Source organism: Parashewanella tropica (genome assembly GCF_004358445.1).
GTDB lineage: Bacteria > Pseudomonadota > Gammaproteobacteria > Enterobacterales > Shewanellaceae > Parashewanella > Parashewanella tropica.
Window position 1 is genome coordinate 52,476 of the sequence record NZ_CP037951.1, and the last position, 23,523, is coordinate 75,998.

At 43.2% G+C, this 23,523-nt stretch carries 20 protein-coding genes and 1 pseudogene; 16 read left to right on the plus strand and 5 right to left on the minus strand.

Annotated features, from left to right (window positions below; translation table 11 throughout):
* The 11 genes and pseudogenes from gspE (at nt 1) to E2H97_RS00275 (ending at nt 10,644) form a co-directional block, all read left to right on the plus strand.
* Nucleotides 1–1,572, plus strand: coding sequence for a type II secretion system ATPase GspE (gene gspE, locus E2H97_RS00225; protein ID WP_133405260.1), 1,572 nt, complete (start codon nt 1–3; stop codon nt 1,570–1,572).
* 3 nt (nt 1,573–1,575) lie between these two features.
* Nucleotides 1,576–2,793, plus strand: coding sequence for a type II secretion system inner membrane protein GspF (gene gspF, locus E2H97_RS00230; RefSeq protein ID WP_133405261.1), 1,218 nt, complete (start codon nt 1,576–1,578; stop codon nt 2,791–2,793).
* A 47-nt stretch (nt 2,794–2,840) separates the two neighbouring features.
* Nucleotides 2,841–3,275 carry a type II secretion system major pseudopilin GspG gene (gene gspG / locus E2H97_RS00235; protein ID WP_133405262.1) on the plus strand — a complete coding sequence of 145 codons (435 nt, stop codon included), beginning with the start codon at nt 2,841–2,843 and terminating at the stop codon, nt 3,273–3,275.
* Nucleotide 3,276: 1 nt separating this feature from the next.
* Complete coding sequence (gspH, locus tag E2H97_RS00240; protein WP_133405263.1) at nt 3,277–3,867, plus strand: type II secretion system minor pseudopilin GspH; 591 nt, start codon at nt 3,277–3,279, stop codon at nt 3,865–3,867.
* A complete protein-coding gene (gene gspI / locus E2H97_RS00245) occupies nt 3,854–4,228 on the plus strand; it encodes a type II secretion system minor pseudopilin GspI (RefSeq protein WP_133405264.1) in 375 nt (124 codons plus the stop codon). The genes gspH and gspI overlap by 14 nt, the downstream gene beginning before the upstream one ends.
* Nucleotides 4,209–4,820 (plus strand): annotated as a pseudogene (gene gspJ / locus E2H97_RS00250) (type II secretion system minor pseudopilin GspJ); the annotation flags it as partial. The gene gspI and the pseudogene gspJ, both read left to right, overlap by 20 nt.
* Nucleotides 4,821–4,840: 20 nt before the next feature.
* The gene (gene gspK / locus E2H97_RS00255) at nt 4,841–5,836 is read left to right on the plus strand and encodes a type II secretion system minor pseudopilin GspK (RefSeq protein ID WP_425466815.1); all 996 of its coding nucleotides are present in this window, start codon (nt 4,841–4,843) and stop codon (nt 5,834–5,836) included.
* A 24-nt stretch (nt 5,837–5,860) separates the two neighbouring features.
* Complete coding sequence (gene gspL, locus E2H97_RS00260) at nt 5,861–7,066, plus strand: type II secretion system protein GspL (protein WP_133405266.1); 1,206 nt, start codon at nt 5,861–5,863, stop codon at nt 7,064–7,066.
* A gap of 1 nt (nt 7,067) precedes the next feature.
* The gene (locus E2H97_RS00265) at nt 7,068–7,547 is read left to right on the plus strand and encodes a type II secretion system protein M (RefSeq protein ID WP_133405267.1); all 480 of its coding nucleotides are present in this window, start codon (nt 7,068–7,070) and stop codon (nt 7,545–7,547) included.
* 14 nt (nt 7,548–7,561) lie between these two features.
* On the plus strand, nt 7,562–8,323 hold the full coding sequence (locus tag E2H97_RS00270) for a type II secretion system protein N (RefSeq protein ID WP_133405268.1): 762 nt from the start codon (nt 7,562–7,564) through the stop codon (nt 8,321–8,323).
* Between the two features lie 341 nt (nt 8,324–8,664).
* Nucleotides 8,665–10,644 (plus strand): methyl-accepting chemotaxis protein, encoded by a 1,980-nt coding sequence (locus E2H97_RS00275; RefSeq protein WP_133405269.1) that lies wholly within the window; start codon nt 8,665–8,667, stop codon nt 10,642–10,644.
* A 55-nt stretch (nt 10,645–10,699) separates the two neighbouring features.
* Here E2H97_RS00275 and E2H97_RS00280 read toward each other — a convergent pair whose 3' ends face one another.
* A complete protein-coding gene (locus E2H97_RS00280) occupies nt 10,700–11,881 on the minus strand; it encodes a M20/M25/M40 family metallo-hydrolase (RefSeq protein ID WP_133405270.1) in 1,182 nt (393 codons plus the stop codon).
* A gap of 88 nt (nt 11,882–11,969) precedes the next feature.
* Complete coding sequence (yrfG, locus tag E2H97_RS00285; protein ID WP_133405271.1) at nt 11,970–12,620, minus strand: GMP/IMP nucleotidase; 651 nt, start codon at nt 12,618–12,620, stop codon at nt 11,970–11,972.
* An 84-nt stretch (nt 12,621–12,704) separates the two neighbouring features.
* Between yrfG and nudE the strand changes: the two genes are divergently transcribed.
* From nudE to E2H97_RS00310, 5 genes are all read left to right on the plus strand, one after another.
* A complete protein-coding gene (nudE, locus tag E2H97_RS00290; protein ID WP_133405272.1) occupies nt 12,705–13,256 on the plus strand; it encodes an ADP compounds hydrolase NudE in 552 nt (183 codons plus the stop codon).
* 12 nt (nt 13,257–13,268) lie between these two features.
* The gene (gene cysQ / locus E2H97_RS00295) at nt 13,269–14,093 is read left to right on the plus strand and encodes a 3'(2'),5'-bisphosphate nucleotidase CysQ (protein ID WP_133405273.1); all 825 of its coding nucleotides are present in this window, start codon (nt 13,269–13,271) and stop codon (nt 14,091–14,093) included.
* Nucleotides 14,094–14,217: 124 nt separating this feature from the next.
* Nucleotides 14,218–16,737: a hypothetical protein gene (locus tag E2H97_RS00300; protein WP_133405274.1), complete on the plus strand. Its 2,520-nt coding sequence runs from the start codon at nt 14,218–14,220 to the stop codon at nt 16,735–16,737.
* Between the two features lie 82 nt (nt 16,738–16,819).
* Nucleotides 16,820–18,682 carry an MFS transporter gene (locus E2H97_RS00305; protein ID WP_133405275.1) on the plus strand — a complete coding sequence of 621 codons (1,863 nt, stop codon included), beginning with the start codon at nt 16,820–16,822 and terminating at the stop codon, nt 18,680–18,682.
* Between the two features lie 47 nt (nt 18,683–18,729).
* Nucleotides 18,730–20,082 (plus strand): hypothetical protein, encoded by a 1,353-nt coding sequence (locus E2H97_RS00310; protein ID WP_133405276.1) that lies wholly within the window; start codon nt 18,730–18,732, stop codon nt 20,080–20,082.
* A 44-nt stretch (nt 20,083–20,126) separates the two neighbouring features.
* Here E2H97_RS00310 and mnmH read toward each other — a convergent pair whose 3' ends face one another.
* The 3 genes from mnmH to E2H97_RS00325 all read right to left on the minus strand — a co-directional run bounded on the left by mnmH (nt 20,127) and on the right by E2H97_RS00325 (nt 23,483).
* Complete coding sequence (gene mnmH, locus E2H97_RS00315; RefSeq protein WP_133405277.1) at nt 20,127–21,233, minus strand: tRNA 2-selenouridine(34) synthase MnmH; 1,107 nt, start codon at nt 21,231–21,233, stop codon at nt 20,127–20,129.
* The gene (selD, locus tag E2H97_RS00320) at nt 21,230–22,282 is read right to left on the minus strand and encodes a selenide, water dikinase SelD (RefSeq protein WP_133405278.1); all 1,053 of its coding nucleotides are present in this window, start codon (nt 22,280–22,282) and stop codon (nt 21,230–21,232) included. Before selD ends, mnmH begins: the two co-directional genes overlap by 4 nt.
* Nucleotides 22,283–22,379: 97 nt before the next feature.
* Complete coding sequence (locus tag E2H97_RS00325) at nt 22,380–23,483, minus strand: acyl-CoA desaturase (RefSeq protein ID WP_133405279.1); 1,104 nt, start codon at nt 23,481–23,483, stop codon at nt 22,380–22,382.
* Nucleotides 23,484–23,523: the final 40 nt, after the last annotated feature.

The following is a 23,523-nucleotide window of genomic DNA, read 5'->3' on the forward strand; positions in this document are numbered from 1 at the left end:
ATGAGTGACGTGCAGCAGCCTACCGAGCAAGACGCATTATCTCAGGTCACCTCTGAGGTTAATGCTGATATTGAACAAGATGGCAGTGAGTTTCACTCCGAAACCAAAGACCGTTTGCCGTTTGCTTATGCCCACCGCCATGCGGTGGTGTTGGCGGTCAATGAAGACAAGCAACTTTGTTTGTATCACACGCCAACTTCGCAAGCGCAAATCTTACTTGAGGTACGTCGATACAGCGGTACAGATTTGCCCTTGATAGAGCTGGATAATCAAGCGTTCGAAATGAAGCTGACTCAAGCCTATCAAAGCAACTCTTCAGAAGCGCAGCAGCTCATGGAAGATATCGGCAATGAGATGGATTTATTCACTCTTGCCGAAGAGCTGCCACAAACGGAAGATCTGTTAGAAGGCGATGACGATGCGCCTATTATCAAGCTCATCAATGCCTTGTTGTCCGAAGCCATCAAAGAAGAAGCGTCGGATATCCACATTGAAACTTATGAAAAGCAATTAGTGGTACGTTTCCGTGTCGATGGTGTGCTTAAAGAAGTGCTCAAGCCGAATCGTAAGTTGTCATCTTTGTTGGTTTCTCGTATCAAGGTTATGGCGCGTTTGGATATTGCAGAAAAGCGTGTACCACAGGATGGTCGTATTAGCTTAAGAATCGCTGGCCGTGCTGTCGATGTGCGGGTATCAACCATGCCATCCAGTCATGGCGAGCGTGTGGTGTTACGTCTTCTGGATAAAAATGCGGGCAACCTCGATCTGAAACAGCTGGGCATGACAGACAGTATTCGTCAGCAATTCGATGCACTTATCCGTAAACCTCACGGCATTATTTTGGTGACCGGTCCGACAGGATCGGGTAAAAGTACCACCTTGTACGCAGGTTTAACTGAGATCAACTCTCGAGATACCAACATTCTGACCGTTGAAGATCCGATTGAATATGAACTTGAAGGTATTGGTCAGACTCAGGTGAACACCAAAGTCGATATGACGTTTGCTCGCGGACTTCGTGCCATCTTGCGTCAGGATCCTGATGTGGTGATGATTGGTGAGATCCGTGATTTAGAAACGGCTCAAATTGCAGTACAAGCATCGTTAACCGGTCACTTGGTAATTTCAACTTTGCACACCAATACAGCCTCTGGCGCGATCACCCGTTTACAAGATATGGGTGTTGAGCCATTTTTAGTCTCTTCCAGTTTATTAGGAGTATTAGCTCAACGTCTGGTGCGTACCTTATGTAAAGATTGCCGTCAGCCCCATCAACCAAGTCCATCAGAGCTGGAACTATTAGGCTTAGAGCAAGGCAATGACTCGACGATTTATCGTGCCAGTGGTTGTAAAAAGTGTGGTTACAACGGCTATCGTGGTCGAACCGGTATTCATGAACTCTTGATTGTTGATGACACCGTCAGAGAACTTATTCATAACGGTCACGGTGAGCTCGCCATTGAAAAGCATGTGCGTAAAGGCACTCCGAGTATTCGTCACGATGGTATGAGTAAAGTACTCGCGGGGATCACTACGTTAGAAGAAGTGCTGCGTGTGACGCGAGAGGAGTAACGGATGGCGGCTTTTGAATACAAAGCACTGGATGCAACAGGGAAACAAACCAAAGGGGTACTCGAAGCCGATACCGCGCGTCATGCGCGTAATCAACTACGAGAAATGCGTTTAACCCCGTTGAGTGTTGATGCGGTTACCGAAAAAGAAGCAAAACGCGAACAGTTTACTTTATTTAAAAAGCGGATTTCAGTGGCGGAACTGGCACTGCTCACCCGTCAAATTGCCACCTTAGTCGCCGCTGGTTTGCCGATTGAAGAAGCCTTAAAAGCTGTAGGCCAACAGTGTGAAAAGGAACGTCTTGCCAGTATGGTAATGGCGGTGCGCTCCAGGGTGGTCGAAGGCTACACACTGGCTGACTCTATGGCCGAGTTCCCACATATTTTTGATGACTTATATCGCGCGATGGTAGCCTCAGGTGAAAAATCTGGGCACTTAGATGTGGTGTTGAATCGTCTGGCTGATTACACCGAGCGCCGTCAGCAGTTAAAATCAAAGCTCACTCAAGCTATGGTTTATCCCACAGCATTAACCATTGTCGCTATTCTGGTAGTGTCGATTCTATTAGCTTCCGTTGTCCCCAAAGTGGCTGAGCAATTTGTTCACATGGGGCAGTCACTACCTTGGAGTACGCAACTGATGATCTCCATGTCGGATTTTGTCAGGGATTATGGCATTGGCATTGTGGTCGCAATCATGTTGAGTTTAGTGATCTTTCAGCGTGCGGTTAAACAGCCTAAAGCTAGAATGCGCTATCACACGTTTATCTTAAAGCTTCCTGTCGTGGGTAAAGTCAGTCGCAGCCTTAATACCGCACGTTTTGCTCGTACCTTAAGTATTCTATCCGCTAGTTCGGTACCGCTTCTTGACGGTATGCGTATTGCCAGTGACGTTTTGCAGAATGTCAGAGTAAAAGAAGCTGTGAGTGAAGCAACGTCACGAGTACGTGAAGGAACCAGTTTGGGATCGGCATTAACCGCCACCAAGCTGTTTCCGCCAATGATGCTCTACATGATTTCATCGGGTGAAAAAAGCGGTGAATTAGAACAAATGCTAGAGCGCGCGGCCGATAGTCAAGACAGTCAATTTGAAGCCAATGTCACCATCGCCTTAGGGATTTTTGAACCCGCGCTGGTGATTTCCATGGCTGTCGTGGTGTTGTTTATTGTGTTATCGATTTTACAACCGATTTTAGCGCTCAATAATTTAGTGAGCGGTTAGGGCTGGTATCATCTAGCCAAAACAGAATTTTATTTAAGGAGTATCAAATGCAAAGTAAACGTCGTCAGCAAGGCTTCACCTTGCTAGAAATCATGGTAGTAGTGGTAATCATCGGTCTATTAGCTGGCCTAGTATTACCGAACGTACTCGGTAACAAGGAAAAAGCCGATACCCAAAAAGCAGTGGCTGATATTGTGACGTTAGAAAATGCGTTAGATATGTACAAGTTGGATAACGGCATGTACCCAACCACTGAGCAAGGACTTGAAGCGTTAGTTCAAGCACCAAGTATCGATCCAGAACCACGTAACTATCGTGACGGTGGTTATTTACGTCGTTTGCCACAAGATCCTTGGCGTCACGATTACATTCTCGTCAGCCCAGGCGAGCATGGAAAAATTGATGTATTCAGCATGGGCCCTGATGGACAAGCGGGTACTGATGATGACATCGGTAACTGGAACTTAAAAGATTATCAATAAGATGCGGTGTCGTTCACAGCGAGGGTTTACCTTGCTGGAAATCATGATCGTGGTGGTATTGATGGGATTGATGGCCGCGGCCGTTATCCCTTCTTTTAACACCTCGACCCCAAAACAGCAGCTAGAAAAGAAAGCTAAAGAGTTTATGGCCACCACTGAGTTAGTGTTGAATGAAACCATTCTCAGTGGCCAGTTTTTGGGAATAGTGATTGACCCCGATGGTTATCACTATGTGATTTATCATGAGAATAAATGGCAGCCGTTAACCAACGATCGTATTTTGACCGAGCGTAAGCTGGATAACGATATGAGCTTATCGGTTGTGGTGGATGGACTTCCATTAAAACAGAGTGATGAAGAACACAGCGACGATATTTTTGACAATGAAGATGACGGTTTAGGCTTGGATGAGCCACTGCAGTCAGAAAAAAAACTACCGACACCGCAGATCATGTTGTTTCCCAGTGGTGAACTTAGCCCCTTTGAGCTGACGTTTTCGATGAAAGATCAACAAGGCGATGAGCAAGATGTGTTAGTGGTAGGGGATGCCTTGGGTAGGCTGACATTAGGGAGACCTGATGAGCAATCATAAAGGGATGACCCTTATTGAAGTGATGGTGGCGTTGGTTATTTTTGCCGTGGCAGCGCTATCTATAACCAATAGCTTAGGGCAGTTGATGTCCAATATGCCCATTTTGCAAGAACGTACTTATGCCCAGTGGGTCGCGGATAATGTCTTGGTGGATGCCAAGCTTGAAAACGAAAAGCAGTTTTTAGCCACAGGCAAAAAAGAAGGGGATACCGAGATGGCAGGCCAGCGTTGGTACTGGCGTCGTGAAGTGGTTAAAACCCAAAGTGATGATTTTCATATGATCAGGGTCAGTGTGAGTAATGACTCACGCTACCAGCGTATTTTAACTCAGGTAAATACCTATGTATTTAAAGTTAAATAAGCGCCGTCATCGTGGTTTTACCTTGCTGGAGATGTTGGTGGCCATTGCCATCTTTGCCATTATTGGCGTGGCGGCGAACTCTACCTTACATGCGGTGTTAAAAAACAAAGAAGTCACCGAGGATTTCGCCGCACGGTTAAAAGGGCTACAGCAAGGCTTTGGCATGATGGACAGAGATCTTGGTCAAATCGTAGCGAGAACCCCACGACTGTTATCGGGTGGGCGTGGCAGCACGGTGATCCAATATGGAGAAGTCATCCCTAACGTGAATGGCGAGGCACTGATTTTTTATCGTTTGGGGTGGTTAAACCCTGATGGTATGTTACCTAGGGGCAGTATTCAATCGGTCGCGTATGTGTTTACCGATGACAAATTAGAACGTTGGTATTTTCCTTATCCTGATCCTGTGGTGGGGGCTGAGCCGACGAAAACCACCATTATCGATCATGTACTGGATATGGACGTACGGTTTTGGGATGGTGAAAATTGGCAGCAAACGGTGATGGGAAATAAATTACCCCGTGCGATCGCGATTAAACTTGAGGTCGAAGGCATCGGCACCGTAGAGCGCAAATTCTTATTGCCCAAGGGTGTGGAGCCAAGCAAATGATGATGCGTAAACGCCAGCAAGGCGTTGCCTTATTAGTGGTGTTATTGATCGTGGCGCTCATCTCTGTGTTGGCAACGGATATTACTTCTCGTAATCAGATTTCAGTGCGCCGAACCATAAATTTAGCTGAATACGATCAAGCCTATTGGTATGCGTTATCGTTAGAGCAGCTCGCGAATAAGGTCCTGAAAAAGGATTTGGATGACTCTGAAGGCAAAGTGAATTTGAGCCAAGTGTGGGCACAAACGGATGTGGTGTTTCCGGTTGAAAACGGGGTATTGGCAGGGCAAATTAAAGACATGCGCGCCTGTTTTAATCTAAACGCCTTGAGTGCAAAGACTACTCAACAGCAAAATAATAACGGTGGGCCTCGAGAAGACCCCTTGCCCGTTAAGCAGTTTGCAGGATTGTTAGAAGCACTGGGTGTCGAGCCTTTTACCGCAGAGCAGTTGGCGAAATCAGTGCGAAATTATATTGATACCACGCCAGCGGTAGGCGGTTATTATGGCCCCGATGCTGAATATGAGGCAAGAGATGTCCCGTACCGCGCCGCAAAAACCATGATGAATCATCGCAGTGAGCTGCGGGCGGTACTTGGGATCACTCAAAAGGTATACGATAAAATCGCGCCTTATGTGTGTGCCATTCCTGGTAACGATAAGCAGACGATTAATGTGAATACCATTAAAGTTGAACAGGCGCCGCTATTGGCTGGCATGTTACTTAATCGGATATCAGCCGATGAGGCAAAAAACATTATCGAAAGTCGAGACACTAAAGGGTACGACAATATTGATGATTTCTGGTCGGAGTCAGGGATAAATGGAGGCAATAATTTAGCCCAAATTAAGTCGACCTTTACCATTAAGAGTCAATATTTTGAGTTAGACGGCAAAGCCAAAGTAGGTGATGCTATTTTTCAATTACAAAGTATTTTACAGGTTAATAATGATCATTATGTTGACGTGTTGAGTCGACAATACGGTGGTCAAAAATAAACTCCTCAAGGGTGGAGAAACACGGTGAGTGAACGCCTTTTTATACGACTAGGGACCCAGACTGACGATGTTTGTCAGTGGTTGGTATGGTCAGAACAAGAACAAGAAATTATTGCATCGGGTGAGTTACCAGATGCGACGCAGCTGCACACCTTAAGTGAGCGAGCGGGAGCTCGCCCTGTTGATGTCATGGTGCCTACTTCAGCCATTACTCTGACAGAGGTGAACTTACCTGAAAAAGGCCAACGTCAGGCATTGAAAGCCTTACCTTTTATGTTGGAAGACGTACTCGCACAAGATATCGACCAGCTTCACTTTGTGCCCGGTCCGCGTCATGGTAGTGCTTTGTCTGTGGCGATTGTCGCTCATGAGCAAATGCAGCTGTGGGTTGATTGGGTTAAAGCGGCGGGGCTTAATGTTAAGCGTATGATCCCCGATAGTTTAGCTCTACCGTTAGCCGATGGTTGCCAATGGGCCGCCATGACGATAAACGACGAATTGTTGATACGAATTGGCGAAGGACAAGGCCACAGTATTCCCAGTGCTTGGCAAGATGCCGTTTTACCTAAATTGCTGCCTCTGCAAGATGCAGAGGATGACATGGATACGGTGACCGTTGCTAATTACAGTCCACTGGAACTGCAAGGTGCTGAGTTGTTTTCACAACCGCTAGAGCTGCCTATGCTGGTACTGGCGAAAGGTGCGCTACAAGCGCCAATGAATTTGATGACCGATCAATATCGGCCTAAACGAGAAAGCAATAAGACATTATTAGTATGGAAAAATGCGGCGATTATCGTTGGTGTGTGCCTATTGCTGAGCTTTATCCAGAAAGGGGTTGATATCTATCAAACCCATAAACAAATCGATGAGGTTAAGGCAGAAACGGTCGCTGTGTTTAAGCAGGCGACTGGGAGTCGAAGTAGTAAAAATGTCGAGACCATTCTCAGAAGTATGCTGAGAAAGTATCAAGGCAAGTCTTCAAACAGTGATATGTTTGCCATGATGAGTGGGTTAATTCAGGCGTTTGAAAAAGTGCCAAGTGTGCAGCCTAATTCGCTCCGATATGATGGTAATCGAGGTGAATTAAGATTACAGATCAGTGCTGATAGCTATGATCAAGTCGAAGCGTTTAAACAAGCAATAGGCAAAGGCTTTAACGTTGATAGTGGTGCTCAAAATAAAGAAGATGACAAAGTCAGCACTATCCTAACCTTGAGGAATCACTGATATGAAACAACAATTTCTCAACTGGTGGAATGGCTTAGCCTTTCGTGAACAGCAATTAGTTGCGGTAGCTGGTGTAGTGGTGGCAATCACTATTTTTTATCTTGGGATTTGGAGCCCGATATCGTCGGCGCAGCAAAATGCTCAAGCTGATTTAGAGTACGCAAAACAGTCGTTAATGCGAGTTAAGCAAGATGCCAATCGACTTATGGGTTACAAGCAAACCAATCGTGGTCAAAGTAGCCGAGGCAGCTTGAGTAATATCGTCAATCAACAAGCGGATCGATTTGGATTGACCATTACTCGTATGCAGCCACAAGGGGACAAAATTCAACTGTGGCTGGAGGATGCCCCGTTTAACGATGTGTTGAGGTATTTAGATACCTTAGTGGCAAAGCAAGGCTTAACCGTGGATAGTTTTGATGTTGCCAATACTGATACCCTTGGCGTGGTGCGCATACGCCGAATTCAACTTTCACGTTAAGAGGCAGGATAATAGTGAAACGAATCAAATACCTGATATTAGGCGTGATGGTTTATCTCATCTTTTTGGTAGTGCTCATGCCGGCCAGTGTGGTGTTGCGTTTTGTAACGCTTCCGCCACAAGTGAAAATCAATGGGGTTGATGGCAGCATTTGGCATGGCAGTATCGATACAGTACAAGCTTATGGTCGACAGGCTGAGCAAGTGGAGTGGCAGATCCATCCATTGTCATTACTGACGGGAGCATTAAATCTTGATGTGAACGTGGGTAATCGCAATTCTGCAATTTATGGAAAAACCAATCTTACACTCACCCCTTCTACTGTTAAGGTAATGGATTTAATGTTGCAAACCGACAGTCAAACGGTTATTGGCAAGGCGCGTTTGCCATTTCGCTCCGAAGTGGCGGGTGAGATAAATCTCAGTGTCTCTGAGTTTGCATATGGTCAGCCGTGGTGTGAGCGTTTATCTGGGCATCTGCAACTGCATAATCTTGAAGTGAATAATCAATTTGGTGACTTTCCCTTTGGGAGTTTTCGTTTAGGGATGGATTGCGATCAAGGAGATGTGATTGTGACCACCACTGAAAAAGACAACCAAATTGGTGTCTCCGGTCGTTTATGGTTAAAGGCCAATGCTCAAGTGCAACTTCAAGCGAAAATCAAGCCCACCAATAACATGCCTGCAAATGTTAGAGATAACTTAAATTTCCTTGGGCAACCTGACGCGCAAGGCGCTTATCCACTTACCTACAGTGGTCGAGTCCCCGGGTTGTAGTCTTCTTTCAAAAACAAACAGCCGAAACGATTTTTGTTTCGGCTTTTTTGTATGAATTTTGTATGAAAATATTACACCCTAAATAAAGGGGTTAGCCTGACATTGTTATCTAAAACAGTACAAAGCAAAGGTAAATGTTAAAGTAATAGAGAAATCAACTGATTGAAAACGTTTATCCTAATAACCCTAGAGTTCTCATGGTTGTGATTCTGTGGTGAATTCGTACACTGTTCGCCTAATAAAAATTATTATGGTTAAGTAGAGTAAAGGCTCAAATATCAAAGAGTTAACCCTCTTTATACGGTATGCCGTATTGCTTCTTATAAAACACGGATAGTGGTATGCGTTTAAAAACAAAGTTGTTAAGTTTTTCGTTATTATTGGGGTTACTTCCAGCATTAATAATTGGCGTAATAAGTATTATTACTGCCAATCAATCGTTAAAGTCACAAACTTATCACCAACTCGAAGCAGTAAGGTCAATCAAAGCCAATCAAGTAAAGGCCTATCTTGCCAGTAGTGAAAAAGATGTGCAGTTAACCAGCAGTATCTTAAAAGAAATTCTCATCACAGATACCGGTTTGACCCTTCACAAACTCACTCATAAACATGCGCAAGTATTTGACGAGTTTATTGCACTGAAAGGGTATTACGACTTATTTATTATTGATCCACAAGGTACTGTCACTTATAGCGTAACCAAAGAAGCGGATTACCAAACTAACCTTGTAAGTGGGCCATATCGTAACTCTGGCCTAGCGGATGTGTATAGACAGGCAAAAAGTACTGGTCGATTAGCCGTAGCCGATTTTAAACCCTATGCGCCGAGCAATAATTCTCCACAGGCGTTCATTGGGCTACCTGTGAGGCTAAATGGAGAAGTGGTTGCGATTGCCGCTTTGCAGTTTTCCATTGAAGCGATCAATGCCATCATGCAACAGCGAGAAGGGATGGGGGAAACCGGAGAAACTTACTTAGTCGGGCCTGATTACCGAATGCGCTCCGATTCTTATCTTGACCCCGATGGACATAGTGTTGCAGCAAGCTTTGCGGGTACTGTTGCCAGTAACGGTGCAAAAACTCATGCCGTTAAGGAAGCGCTTAAAGGGAATACAGGTACTGAAATCAGCCTAGATTACAATAATCACTATGTCCTATCAGCCTACACACCCGTTGATTTTTATGGGATCCATTGGGCATTGTTGGCAGATATCGATGAAAAGGAAGCCTTTGCTGCAGTGACTGCATTAACCTATGAAATCGTGCTTATTTTGTTGGTGATCACGGGTATTGTCATCGTGTTGGCAACTCAATTAGCCAAAGGGATTTTAAAACCATTGGGTGGTGAGCCAGTTGATATGCAGCGTATTTCTGAGCAAATAGCTGATGGTGTGCTGGTAAAACAGGAGGTGACCGAAAAGTCGGCAGGCGCTTTTCGCGCTATGCAGCATATGACTCAAAAGCTCTCTGATATGATTTTTACCATTCAAGCCAGTAGCGATCAATTAACCAGTACCGCGGAAGAAACCAGCAGTGTCAGTTTACAGGCGAATCAAAGCTTACAAGAGCAACATGCTAGTATCGATAGTGTTGCCGTTGCAATGAATGAAATGGCGGTAACTATTGATGATGTCGCAAGTAATGCTGTTGGTGTATCAAACCTTGCCCTTGATGCTCAAAAAATCTCTGAACAAGCCACAGAAAAAGTGCATTTAAGTATTAACAGCATGGGCTCATTGGTCGAGCAGGTGGATACCGCTTCTGACACGATTCAACAAGTGCAAGCTCACTCACAACAAATTGGTAGTGTTCTGGAGGTGATCCAAGGTATCGCAGAGCAAACCAACTTATTAGCTCTGAATGCCGCCATTGAAGCGGCTCGTGCAGGGGAGCAAGGTCGTGGCTTTGCCGTTGTTGCTGATGAAGTACGTCAATTGGCACAAAAAACCCAGCAATCAACCAGCCACATTGAGCAGATGATTGGGCAGCTTCAACAAGGCACAACCGAAGCGGTACAAGTGATGAGTAGTTCAAGTGAAATTGCGCATGCGACTATTAGCTCTGCAAAGGAGAGCTCGACAGCGATTAAGCAAACGCTAGAAGAAATTAAACACATTACCGAAAATGCCGAGTTGATTGCGACAGCGGTATCACAACAATCCACAACGGCTGAAGAGATCAACCAAAGCTTTGAGTCCATTAAACAAGTGGCGTTAGAAAATGCCACGGGTGCCGAGCAAGTCTCAGCAGCCAGCCATGAACTGACTCAGTTGGCTTGTCAGTTACAAGAGCTTACGTCCAGCTTTCAAATTCGTGGATAGCCAACAAAATAGGCCAAGCTACTTTTATCGTAGTTTGGCCACTATTTGTCCACTTCTATTTGAATCCCATTTCAATTACATAACTTAGGGCTAATTGGCAAAAGTGCAGGGCATCGGTGCCGGTTGGATCTGAATTTTCCAAGGTATCATTTTTACTGTGAATGTTCGGATTCATATCATGCATATAAGCTTCAAAAGGCATGGCGGCTGGTACACCAATCGAGTCCCAGCTGGCGTGATCCGAACATGCATAGCCACATTTATCCGTACCGTAAGTAATATTGGGTTGATACGTATCAATCAGAGTCTGTAAAAAATGAGTGAAGTCACTGTTGGTATGATCCATTTCAAAAATGATGTCTTTATCGGAGCCTTTGTAGTTAGTCATATCCAATTGCATAGCTGAGAGTACAGTAACAGGTTCTTTCTTGACGGTTTGCACAATATCACGTGAGCCCAATAAGCCACCTTCTTCTGCCGCATAACCATAAAACCGAACCGTATACTCAGGCTGTATATGATTTTCGGCGAGTACTCGAATGACCTCAGTTTCAGACGCAATACCTGAACCGTCATCATCGGCGCCAGGGGCACGGCTATGTTTTCTGGTAAACATGCCTGCCGTTGAATCTAAGTGAGCACCAATGACGACCACTTTATCGGGATATTTACTGCCTTTGATTTCAAGTTCTACCGATTTCTGTGGGAAGCTTTTGTGAGAAAATTGGCTGACAGTGGCATTCGCCCAACCTTTTACCAAGTTTTGCCATGTTGAAAACAGTTGATCAGAGGCGTTAGCACCCGTACTGAGTTTGTAAAATCGATTAGTATTGGCTGATTCCGTTTTGATTTCATTGACAATGTTATTGGCGTCTAATTGGGGCATCAACTGGTTAACTTTGTCTGCTTGGTCGATATTCGGGGCAACAAACTTAGAGTGAGGAGCGGGAGAATTAATGCTAGCGAGTGCTTGCTGCTCGGTTTCAAACGTCATAAAGCCACCTAAGCGATGATAGTGCTGGTGGAAGGATTGAGAGAACTCATTGAGCTGAGACTTTGGCAGTTTGATCACAGATAACTGAGAGTGAGTGATAGCTGAAACTTTTGTTGCTCCTTGATTAAGGGCAATCGATGTCATGGTTGTCGGTAGAGTCACCCAAACATCAGAGTGCGTACTGGCGTGACCTTGCAAGCAAAGTGCTAAGGGCAAAGTGGCGAGTACAGTTACCATACGCATAGACAGTCTCCTTATCGAACGATAGAGGGTTAAATATTAACGATAAGGGGTGATTGTATATGCCAAATAATGTATCTAGCCTTAATGCTTAAGCAATCAAAGTTCGTAAATCGGAGGTGCTGTCAAAATGGTCAAAGTGTTTATGAGGTAACTGACTATCAGGATTTTCAACACCAATCACAAAGCCTATCCCCGCTTTTTTTGCTGCGGCTAGCACGTGCTCATTATCATCCACAAATAAACAGCGGCTTGGGGTTAAATCAAAGCGTGTAAAGAGTTGTGGCCAAAAGCGATGATCTTCTTTGGAATATCCCGTTTCATGGCTGGACATAAGGTGATCCAGCCCCGAGCCCAATTCAGTATGCTTTAATTTCAATGCCAAGCTCGTTGGATGGGCATTAGTGGCTAAGATCCTTGGTTTGTTCATGGTTTTTAGCGAATCTAAAAACGGCATGCAGTCATCGCGTAGCACGATTCTTTCTACTGATGACTCATGTAACTGAACGATGTCGATATTAAAACGCTGCTGCCAATAGTCTAAACAATACCAATTCAGGGTTCCGGCCACTTCTTCATAAGCTTCTTCTACTAGGGCTTGCGCTTCAGTCACGCTGATGTTTTTGCTGCTGGCGATGGCTTGAGGAACCGTGGTTAACCATAGGTGGTTATCAAAGTGTAAGTCCAACAAGGTGCCGTCCATATCTAAAAGTACTGCATCAATCTGTTGCCATGGCAGCATAAAAATTCCTATTGTAGTTATCGATTTCAATAGTAAGATTGTAGGTAGATTAAGGGAAAAACGGAATCCTTTCTTGGAGCGTGCATGACACAGCCATTAAAAAAACCTCAAATAGTAGATGCAAAAGTTGTTGCCCAAAGCCGCTTATTCACCATCGAACAGTTAGATTTGGTGTTTTCGAATGGGGCAGAGCGTCAGTATGAACGTATGAAAGGCAACAATCGTGGGGCGGTAATGGTGGTGCCTGTTCACCAAGGTCAATTGTTATTAGCCCAAGAATACGCCGCAGGTACTCATAATTATGAAATAGGATTTCCAAAGGGCTTGATCGATGAAGGGGAAACGCCGGAGCAAGCCGCGAATCGAGAACTGCAAGAAGAAATTGGTTTCGGTACGGGTAAATTAACCTTACTTAAAGAGCTCAGTCTCGTGCCCAGTTATTTTTCCAGTAAAATGCAGGTGTTTATCGCCGAAGATCTTTATGAAAGTCGCCTTGAAGGTGATGAGCCAGAGCCCATAGGTGTCATACCTTGGGATTTGAGTAATTGGCGAAATTTAATAGATACACCTAACTTTACAGAGTCGAGAAGTGTGAGTGCGCTGTTCTTGGCAATGGAATATTTAGCCAAATCTTAGGAGTTGTAGTAGATGGCCACCGCTGTAGTAAACCTGCTTGATGATATTGTTGAATCCGTGATTTCGATTGCATCTCAAGCAGGCAAAACCATTAAATCCATTTATGAACAGGGGCAGTTTGAGCAACACATCAAGCAAGATGATACTCCTGTCACCAGTGCCGATCTGGCTGCACATAACGTGATTTGCCAATCCTTAACAGAGTTAACGCCAGAAATCCCGATTTTGTCAGAAGAGGCCGCCGATATCCCGCTTTCACAAAGACAAGAGTGGTCACAATATTGGCTAGTCGACCCTTTAGATGGGACGGGAGAGTTTATTGCGGGCAGCGGTGATTTTTCAGTATTGATTGCTTTGGTGCAAGATCATCAACCAGTACTGGGAGTGGTTTACGCGCCAATGTCGGATGTTTGCTATTTTGCAATGAAGGGGCAAGGGGCCTTTAAACGTCAAAGTGGTTTAGATACACGTATATATAGTGGACGAAATCTTGATAAAAAAGACAACCTAAAGATAGCGGTGAGTCGACGTCAAAATCCTGAAGATGTGTTGCAATTATTTTCAGAAGGTCAAACTTTTGAATTAGTACGCCTTGGTGGTGCGGCGTTAAAAAGCTGTTTGGTGGCAGAAGGTCAAGTTGATTGCTATGTCCGTGTGGGGCCAACGGGTGAATGGGATACGGGAGCGGCACAAGTGATCATTGAAGAAGCGGGTGGTAAGGTACTTGATACCCATTTACAATCGCTAACCTATAATCGCCGTGAGTCGTTAGAAAACCCAAACTTCATTGTAATTGGGCAACTCGATGATGATTGGAAGAATCGACTTAAACAATAAGTCATTTAATTTTAAGCAATTAGCTTAATAAATCCTGAACAAAACTTGAATATTTCGCCGCTAAATTGTGATCCAGTTAGAATATTAACTCAGATTTACTGATAAATTTTTATGAGAGACGTGGATGGCGGCGATTAATACTGAAACTCAAAGTTTGAACGTTTACGTTCGAGATCCGTACATCCGTACTCTCAATCAAGGTAAACCACATACTCTTGTCGTTAATTTAGGTGATAATCACAAAATCCAGTTTTTAGTTTCAATTTCAGTACGAGATCGAAACCTTATGGTTTTCATAAAGCCAAAAGGCAGACGTTCCGAAACCAATATCGATCTGAATGAATCAAAGAAAACCCAGTATTGTAGGCAATATAAATGTAAATTATTGTCATATCAGGGGCAAACACAACTGGCTGAAAGCGTGGTTGCAAAGAGCCTGTTTGAAGATATGGATTGTTTCCAGAAAGTATTACTTAGTCTCGAAGATGAAAGGCAAGGTGCTGTATTTAAACAGTTTATGGTGTTGATTGGGTTTGATAATACATCACAGCCTGTAGCTAAATCTAGACACAATCGTCAACTTTCATCAGAAACGTCAGGTGAACTGACGTTGTATAAAAAAACTGGGCCTGAATACGGGCATATGTCAATGCCACGACACTATATTAAATATATGGTGGGGCTTGTATGCCATCAGCCCAGTAGCTTAGCTTTAATGGAACCGTATATTGATCCACACAGTAAGCTGCAAATAGTAGATGGTGTTATTGAAACGTATTCTGAGTACTTAGAAATCCAGAATCATCAGTTGTTACCAGAGCTATTGGAAGTGTTGTCTGATGATCAAGATAGGTTGATTGAAACTGTGCTCATGCAACCCGATGCCTTAAGTCATGATCTTTTACAGTTTCTTTTGCACTTACCAGAAGGTAAATATCAAGAATTTGCCTTTCCATTGTTATCAAGAGCCCTTTGCATTCAATTATTAGCTAATGCTCCCGTTTGTTTAGTTTCATTCAGCACATTTTTTGAAACAATACCACCCGCCTTGGCTGACGTTTTTCACTCAGAAACGTTAATGGCAAAGTTGTTTGAAGAGCAAGTGTCAATCTGCCGGACAATCATTGTTAAGTTTTTTTACGCATTACCCAAGAACATAAGAGAACAGCATCAAGAATCCTTCACGCTACTACTGTTTCATCATGAGTCAAAGCTAGACTTGAATCACCCAGATGAATGTCAGCTGGTTAAAGACTGTGAGCCTCAAAAATTAGCAAGGATCCTTCTCGCTCAGTTTATTATGAGTCCCAAGCAAGTTGAACTTATTGAATTGTTGAAGGTTATGATTAATGAGCATGGAAATAAAGTATGCCTGATCATACATCGCTGGGCATGGGACAACTCGGAGTTAACCGCCCCCTTGTATGCTCGACTATTACAGCGAATGGCTCTAGATGCTGCACAGAAGCAGTGCTTACAAACACTGGTCGTTGAAAAACCTGAAGAGATTGATGAGGCACATTTGAGCAAGGCTTTGGCTGTGTGTCAGTTGGACGTTGAACCTTGGATAAAATCAAGGGTGTTACAATCGCAATACAAAGACGTCGTTATTCATCAATTGTTGAAAGTGATGCCTCCGGCGTTGTTTCAAGAACGACAAATGCAAAACAAAATCGCTCAACCGATATCGAAGGTGTTTTTTGAGCAATTAATGTCAGTACCATTGCGGTACGGAGTGCGTTTGGATGAAGCGGCAAGGCTACCTTTACTGGCGGCCTATCCCGCGAGAGCCGTTGCCAATTATGCCAATAAAGCCATTCGACTTTTAAATGTAGAAGTCTCCAACCAGCCTTATCAAGTCATTAAGACTTCAGAAGAAGAAATGTTCATCGAGCTGATGGTTAGACTGATCCGAGTCGGTGTGAACCAGCAAAGAGACTTTACCGTGGCGATGTTGGAAATGCTTGACCCCATCTATATTCATAATGCTATAGCAGAAACTCAATTAAGAGCCTTGATGGAAACTCATTCCACGCAGATGCTGCCATTATGCAAATACACCAAGGGGAATTTTGCTTGGTCACAAGTGTATAAATTACAAGGTTATGAGAATGGTAAACATGTATTTGAATTACTCGGGATAACCAAGTTTGACGAGCGTCTTGTAGCCGCGGGGCTAAGAGGAGAGCAATTTGATGATAAAGATGTCGATTATGACGCACATTACTTTTTGCAGCGCGCGCCAATGGGAAGTGATTCATCTTGGTTTAATTGGCGGTTGTTTTTAAAGGATAAAAACATAAATACAAAGCATCATGTTTTGTTGAGCCTAACAAAGCAGCAGCGGCACCAACTCTGGGCTACGATGAAGCAGAATGAGCAAACCTCTCAATTTTTTAACTTACTCTTAGCGGCTTTGAAAGATCCTGAAACCAGAAAGCGATATTTCAGTGGCTGTTACACGATAGACTCGAGTGAAATGCAACAAAGCTTGATAGATAGAGTGGTGGAAAAACAGCACGAATCAAATTTCAATAAATTGAAAAATATTCATGATACGTTAGATAGCAAGCATCAAGACTTACTTATTGGGCGCGTGGGGTCATATACCAAAGATTTGCGGGCTTATCATCAATCTAAGTAACAATCTTAGTGTTAAATCCTTGAGGTTTGAGTAAGAGGTTGATACTTTTTTACACTATCAATATAACAACTCTAGGATTGAGATGTTTCTTTCACGTCGATTTTTTCCTTATTTCATTACCCAATGTCTTGGGGCGCTTAATGACAATATATACAAAAATGCCTTGATCTTAATGGTCACTTACAGTCAGCTCGGTGCAACCAATATGGGCATCAGTTTGTTTGTGAACTTAGCGGCTGGACTGTTCATTTTACCTTTTTTCTTATTTTCTGCTCATGCGGGTTTAATTGCTGACAATATTGATAAAGCTAAATTGATACAAAGGCTTAAATTATTAGAAGTCAGCATTATGGTGTGTGCCGCTATTGCCATGTACCTTAGTAGCAGCACCTTATTATTACTATTGCTGTTTATGATGGGAACCCAGTCGGCATACTTTGGTCCTGTTAAATATTCACTCTTACCGCAAGCGCTAAAGCCGGATGAATTGGTATCAGGTAATGCATGGGTGGAAATGGGCACCTTTTTAGCCATTTTAGTCGGCACCTTGAGTGCGGGCATTATCGTGGCGCAAGACAATAGTCTTGTCATTGCGTCTGCATCGGTTGTTCTTTTTGCTGTACTGGGATACCTCAGCAGTCGCAGTATTCCATCACTGCCACCAACCTCGATGCCCGTCAAAGTGCCATTTCGGCCGTTTTCTGGCACATTACCCTTGCTCAAACAAGTCAAAGCCGATAAACCGATTTGGAATGCAGTACTTGCCATCAGCTGGTTTTGGTTTTTAGGAGCGACCTACCTCACTCAGTTTGCTAATTTTGCCAAAGTCTATTTGTATGCAGATGCCACGGTTGTCTCACTATTATTGGCACTGTTTTCAGTGGGTATTGCATTAGGTTCATGGTTGTGTGAGAGGATTTCGTACGGACATGTAGAGCTTGGCGTTCTCCCGTTTGGTGTTCTCGGTCTTACCATCTTTGGTATGGATTTATTGTGGGCCATTCCACCTGCGCCTATCGATAGCCAATTCGTGTATCACTTCAAAGCGTTTATTGAAAACAGCCAGCATTACCGATTAATGTTTGATTTAGCCATGATCGGCGTCAGTGGCGGTTTGTTTATCGTGCCCTTGTATGCCTTTATTCAAACGCGTACCAAGCCTTCAGAATGTGCGCAAGCCATCGCAGTGAATAATATCGTTAATGCCTTGTTTATGGTGGGCTCAGCGATATTGGGTATAGTGGTGTTATCCATCATTGAATGGACCATTCCAGAGCTGTTCTTCTTGCTGGCGATCGCTAATTTCTTTGTCGCGGTATATGTCTATAGCCAAGTCCCTGAATTCGCAATGCGCTTTTTAAGCTATGTATTGAGTCATATTTTGTATCGAGTGAAAGTAACTGGACGAGCGTATATCCCAACACAAGGTGCGGCTATTATGGTGTGCAATCATGTGACCTATATGGATGCCTTAGTATTGATGGGAGCTTCTACGCGACCAATCCGTTTTGTGATGGACAAAAGCATCAGTGAAATGCCAGTGCTTAAATATTTATTCCGTCATGTTGGCGTTATCCCTATCTGCTCACCAAAACAATGTCGTGAAACCTACGACCGAGCATTTGAGTCCATTCATGAAGCACTCAACAATGAAGAATTGGTGTGTATTTTCCCAGAAGGGCGCTTAACATCGGATGGTGAAATTGGCGAGTTTCGACCGGGTATCAATAAGATCTTAGAGCGCGACCCAGTTCCCGTTGTGCCAATGGCACTCACTGGGCTATGGGGCTCATTCTTCAGCCATAAAGGCGGGCATGCGCTGACAACACCGCCGAAACGCTTTTGGTCAAGGATTGGTGTGACGATTGGTGAAGTGGAAGATGGGAGAGACGTTGAAAGACATTCACTACAACAAAGAGTGTTAGCTCTTTTTGAAACAAATTGATAACATTTTGAGTGTGCTAATTTATTTGTTCTTATGGGAAGAGAAATATGAAAACAGGGTTATATCAGTTAAGTGTAGGAGTATTTACCTCATTACTTGTGGGGTGTGGGGGGGGATCAAGTGGTGATAAATCTCAAAATGGTGGAAATCAAGGGTCACAAATACCAACAGAATATGTGACTGCAACAACATTATATAGCTCTAAGTGTGGCATTAATGCTCCTGCATCGGGTGTGCGTTTTTTTACACACGGTAGGGATGGTAATGTCCTGAAAGAGTATAAATCGGATGCTAATGGCAAAATATCAATTCCGTGGAATGATAAGACGAAGCACCTGACCGTGTTAATGGAAGACAAATTAAGTGAGTCTAAAAGTAAGATTGCATTAGAGTCTGAGTTAGAGTTGCAGCCTGTAGATTTAGGGACGTACTTCGTCTTTGATTATCAAAAACGAAACACAAATTGTGAATGTAAAGATTTCACTTTCAATTTTGGAGAGGTGATTAATTTAAAATATCCAAATTACCGCATAAGATATGATGAGAGAGACTTCATACAAGGACCAACAGATAATTATCTTAGAACTAAGGAATTTTGTAAAATTGATGGAAAATATAAAACCATCGCTTTATCTGCACAAAATAAAACAACGGGCTCTACAGACTTCGCTGCTACTTTGGATTTAAATCAGCATGTTAATGACAATACTATTGTTATCCCTCAATCTATTTTTACTGGTGAAGAGCATGTTGGTACAAGGTTAAGCATTAATTCCAATGTTCAATTACATGATATTTATACATTCGCAGAGACGGAACAAGGTAGGAAAAATCGAGTCTTTGGAGGCAATATTGATACGACTCAATTCTTTCCTAAGCTGTTTGAACATAATTATTTGAATGGAAAGCATAGAGTTTCACAATCTAGCGATATTGGCAGATTCACATATAGCTCGAATCGAAGAATAAAATTAGATAAAGATAAAACGAGTTATGATTTAGATCTGACTCTTAATCAAAATCAAATGTTAGGGCAAGTTCAACAAATTTTTCAGGGATTAACATCAGATTCTGCAACCAACTATAATTTTAGAAATTTAGGTGAAGGACATAACGCTTTTATTTTTGAGCTGTCAAATAATAACTTTAGTTGGCAATTAAGAGCGCCTTTACAAGGTGTTATTCCTGATATGGATTTACCTGAAGATGTTAGACGAAGGATTGTTGCTTCGGGGCCTGCTAATAGTTTAGATGCGTTTGTCTATGGCTATTTTTATGATGGTAACTTTAATGACTTCCGAAAAAAATTAGCTGACATTAGAAAACAAAACTTAAAGATAAGATCCAGCTTTTTTGATAACTATGTCAATCAAGTTATTTTGTTAGATATCGATAACTAACAGATTAAAGTTTGTTTTGAAGTGCAATGTCTTTGATGCTCTGTTTAAATGCGGAGCATTTTATTGTCTAGCCAATTTAAACTTTGGTCGGTGTCGCCCTTAAATACAATTCGCTGCCCTTTTTTACTTAGTTGATATTCATACATAGGATCATAGTATTTCTCTAGCAGTGGCGAAATCCAAGTTAAATGTTCGGTTGTGCTATTTTGACTTTGCTGTGCTCTGAGCGCGATCATTATTAGTTGTTTAATTTCACTGTGAGCTTTACCGCCTAAACGTTTTTTGATCTTATCTGTGCTAGTCAGTAAATACTCCTCAAAAGTTACCCACCCTTTATCAGCACCTAACTTGGCAACAAACCCTGCATGCATATCAATCACATATTCTTTTAGTAATCGCAGTAATCGTTGCTCATAAGAGTCTTCTAGTACGATTATTGGTGCCTGTTGCATCGATAAATAAAAGCTCTTAGGTAGGGAGCTTCGACCAATCAAATGACTTTCATCTTCCAATAATAAAAAAGGGAAATTTTGAGCGTGATGTTTAAGTAGTTGTACCGCCAACGCATTTTCAAAATTGATTTGCGTAGGCTGGGCTGTGATATGCCGACCAAAGCTGGAACCTCTATGGTTGGCGAGCTCTTCAAGATCGATAGCTTCACGGCGTTTAGATAAAAACTCGGTTTTACCACAGCCTGTACTGCCACTTAATATCATCATCGGTTTTTGGGATGCGTTTTCAATTGTCTCAATCAAAAACTGGCGCATGGCTTTATAGCCACCTTCAATATAAGAAATATCAACGCCAGCATCCTCAAGCCATCGTTGTGTGACTTGTGAGCGCAGCCCGCCACGAAAGCAATAAGAATAGGCATTTGGGTGTTGATTGATGTACTGACTCCAAGCCTCGATGCGCTGCTGCTTAACCTTTCCTGATACTAATTGATGCCCAAGTTCGATTGCGGCTTGTTGCCCATGTTGTTTATAACAGGTGCCCACTTGCGCCCGCTCAGCATCGATCATTAACGGTAAGCTGGTGGCATGAGGAAAGGCGCCTTTTTGGAATTCAACAGGAGCGCGAACATCCATTAAAGGACGTTCTTCTAAAAAAATCTTACGGTATTCAGTTTTGGGAACAATATTGGCCACTATCGTTGATTTCCTTTTAGCTGAATAAGAGGGGCTGATGGGGCAGACGTCATTTCACCAATACAGGTGGCGAACTGTTGGTACTGTTCAAAAAGCTCGAGAAGGGCTTGCTCTGTATCTGGAGAAACGGCAATCAATAACCCGCCACTGGTTTGTGGGTCGCATAACATGGCTTTTTCAGTATCTGTAAGTTTTGGCAAGTGTTGACCATAACTGTCGAAGTTGCGCTCACAGCCACCGGGAATACAACCAAGTTCAAGGTATTTGTGAGTCTGAGAAAGTACGGGAATGGAGTCAAAGTGTAAAATCGCTGACAGATCTGCGCCTTGGCACATCTCAGTGAGATGTCCTCCGAGACCAAAGCCTGTCACATCAGTCATAGCATGAACGCCATCCAATTTGGCGATATGGTTACCAATGGTATTGAGCTGACACATGGCATCAATGGCCATATTCGCATCCTCTTTGGCTAGTAACCCTTTCTTTTGAGCTGTGGTGTGGATGCCAATACCAATAGGTTTAGTGAGATAGAGTTTATCACCCGCTTGTGCGGTGGAATTTTGCTTTAAGTGTTTTAGTGGGACTTGCCCTGTTACCGCTAACCCAAAAATAGGCTCAGGGGCGTCAATGCTGTGTCCGCCCGCAAGGGCTATTCCAGCCTCTTGGCAGGCGTAGCGACCACCATCAATGACTTGAGAGGCGACTTCAGGTGCTAAGGTATTAACTGGCCACCCCAAAATGGCTATTGCCATAATAGGCTGACCACCCATGGCGTAAATATCGCTAATGGCGTTGGTGGCGGCAATGCGACCAAAGGTAAAAGGATCATCCACTATTGGCATAAAAAAATCAGTGGTGCTAATGATGCCTGTAGTGTCGTTGAGCTTAAACACCGAAGCATCATCTCGGGTTTCATTGCCAACAATCAAATTGGGATCGGTAAAGCTGGGGAGTTGAGAGCTGAGAATACTGGATAAGACTTTAGGAGAGATTTTACAGCCGCAACCGGCGCCATGGCTGTATTGAGTGAGGCGAATTTGCTCTGATGACATAAGTGGTATCCATTGAACAAAAGTTAATCCACTATATCAGAGAATAAGCAATAAAAAAGGCTCAATTAAGAGCCTTTAGTGTTTGATGATAAAGCAATTAATAGCTTGCGGTTAACATCTTCCAATTATGTTTTTGCAGTTTGAAACGGATCTTTGAAATTTCCATTTGTGCTTTAAGCTCTAGATGACACACCTGTTTACGTTTCGCCTCTAACACGGCTTTTTTCGCTTGATAATAATCGACAAGGTGTGCTTTAAGTTGTTCAAACTCGGCTTGCAGTTTTGCTAGCATTTCTTCGGCTTCAGGTAAGTGTCCGACTTTTTGCTTGGTATTTAACAGCTGCATTTGATATTTCGCCGCTTCGATACGCTCTTGTGGTACTTTGCGTAAATCACTGGCAAGCCCAAGGTAGCTTAAGAAGCGAATCAGCCACTTAGTAGGATCATAATCCCACCACTGAATGCCATTGCGATAATCGTTTTCGAAAATATGATGGAAGTTATGGTAACCCTCACCGTGAGTGAACAGCGCTAAAAAGCCATTATCGCGAGCGGTGTTTTTATCGGTATAGGTTTGTTTACCCCAGATATGGGCTAAGGAATTGATAAAGAAAGTGGTGTGATGACCTACCACCAGACGTAATACACCAGCGAGAAGCAGCATCGACAGAATGTCACCATTTAGCCAGCCCAAAAACAGTGGCAGACCAATATTCATCAAAATGGTTAGCAATAGGTAATGTTTATGCTGCCACATGACGATGCTATCTTTTTGTAGGTCTCTGGCATTGTTGTAGTCGTGATAACGATGGGCTTGGTATTCACGCAGCATCCAGCCAATGTGACTATACCAAAAACCCATTTTAGCCGAGTAAGGATCTTTGTCGTTGTTATCGACATGCTTATGGTGAATGCGATGATCTGATGACCAATGCAAAGCGCTGTTTTGTAGCGCTAGAGCACCGCCTAAAGCATAGAAAAAGCGAACGATTGCATGTGCTTTATAAGCTTTATGAGACCAAAGACGATGATAACCTGCTGTGATCGACAGGCCACTGAAGAAACATAAGATAACAAATGTTAGCCATTCTAAGCCGTCAAATCCATGAGTGATCCCTCGCCAAGGAACCAAGATGACGGCAGCAAGCAGGGTTGATGCAAATAGTATGACGTTAAGCCAAATCAGAGGTGGTTTTTTCATTAGTTTTTAATTTTTTAAATTTAAGCGTACAACTGTTCGC

Excerpts from the sequence above, each read along its gene's own strand:
- gspE (WP_133405260.1), top strand. The coding sequence starts at position 1 with ATGAGTGACGTGCAGCAGCCTACCGAGCAAGACGCATTATCTCAGGTC.
- gspF (WP_133405261.1), top strand. The coding sequence starts at position 1,576 with ATGGCGGCTTTTGAATACAAAGCACTGGATGCAACAGGGAAACAAACC.
- gspG (WP_133405262.1), top strand. The coding sequence starts at position 2,841 with ATGCAAAGTAAACGTCGTCAGCAAGGCTTCACCTTGCTAGAAATCATG.
- gspH (WP_133405263.1), top strand. The coding sequence starts at position 3,277 with ATGCGGTGTCGTTCACAGCGAGGGTTTACCTTGCTGGAAATCATGATC.
- gspI (WP_133405264.1), top strand. The coding sequence starts at position 3,854 with ATGAGCAATCATAAAGGGATGACCCTTATTGAAGTGATGGTGGCGTTG.
- gspK (WP_425466815.1), top strand. The coding sequence starts at position 4,841 with ATGCGTAAACGCCAGCAAGGCGTTGCCTTATTAGTGGTGTTATTGATC.
- E2H97_RS00265 (WP_133405267.1), top strand. The coding sequence starts at position 7,068 with ATGAAACAACAATTTCTCAACTGGTGGAATGGCTTAGCCTTTCGTGAA.
- E2H97_RS00275 (WP_133405269.1), top strand. The coding sequence starts at position 8,665 with ATGCGTTTAAAAACAAAGTTGTTAAGTTTTTCGTTATTATTGGGGTTA.
- E2H97_RS00280 (WP_133405270.1), bottom strand. The coding sequence starts at position 11,881 with ATGCGTATGGTAACTGTACTCGCCACTTTGCCCTTAGCACTTTGCTTG.
- yrfG (WP_133405271.1), bottom strand. The coding sequence starts at position 12,620 with ATGCTGCCATGGCAACAGATTGATGCAGTACTTTTAGATATGGACGGC.
- nudE (WP_133405272.1), top strand. The coding sequence starts at position 12,705 with ATGACACAGCCATTAAAAAAACCTCAAATAGTAGATGCAAAAGTTGTT.
- cysQ (WP_133405273.1), top strand. The coding sequence starts at position 13,269 with ATGGCCACCGCTGTAGTAAACCTGCTTGATGATATTGTTGAATCCGTG.
- E2H97_RS00300 (WP_133405274.1), top strand. The coding sequence starts at position 14,218 with ATGGCGGCGATTAATACTGAAACTCAAAGTTTGAACGTTTACGTTCGA.
- E2H97_RS00305 (WP_133405275.1), top strand. The coding sequence starts at position 16,820 with ATGTTTCTTTCACGTCGATTTTTTCCTTATTTCATTACCCAATGTCTT.
- E2H97_RS00310 (WP_133405276.1), top strand. The coding sequence starts at position 18,730 with ATGAAAACAGGGTTATATCAGTTAAGTGTAGGAGTATTTACCTCATTA.
- selD (WP_133405278.1), bottom strand. The coding sequence starts at position 22,282 with ATGTCATCAGAGCAAATTCGCCTCACTCAATACAGCCATGGCGCCGGT.
- E2H97_RS00325 (WP_133405279.1), bottom strand. The coding sequence starts at position 23,483 with ATGAAAAAACCACCTCTGATTTGGCTTAACGTCATACTATTTGCATCA.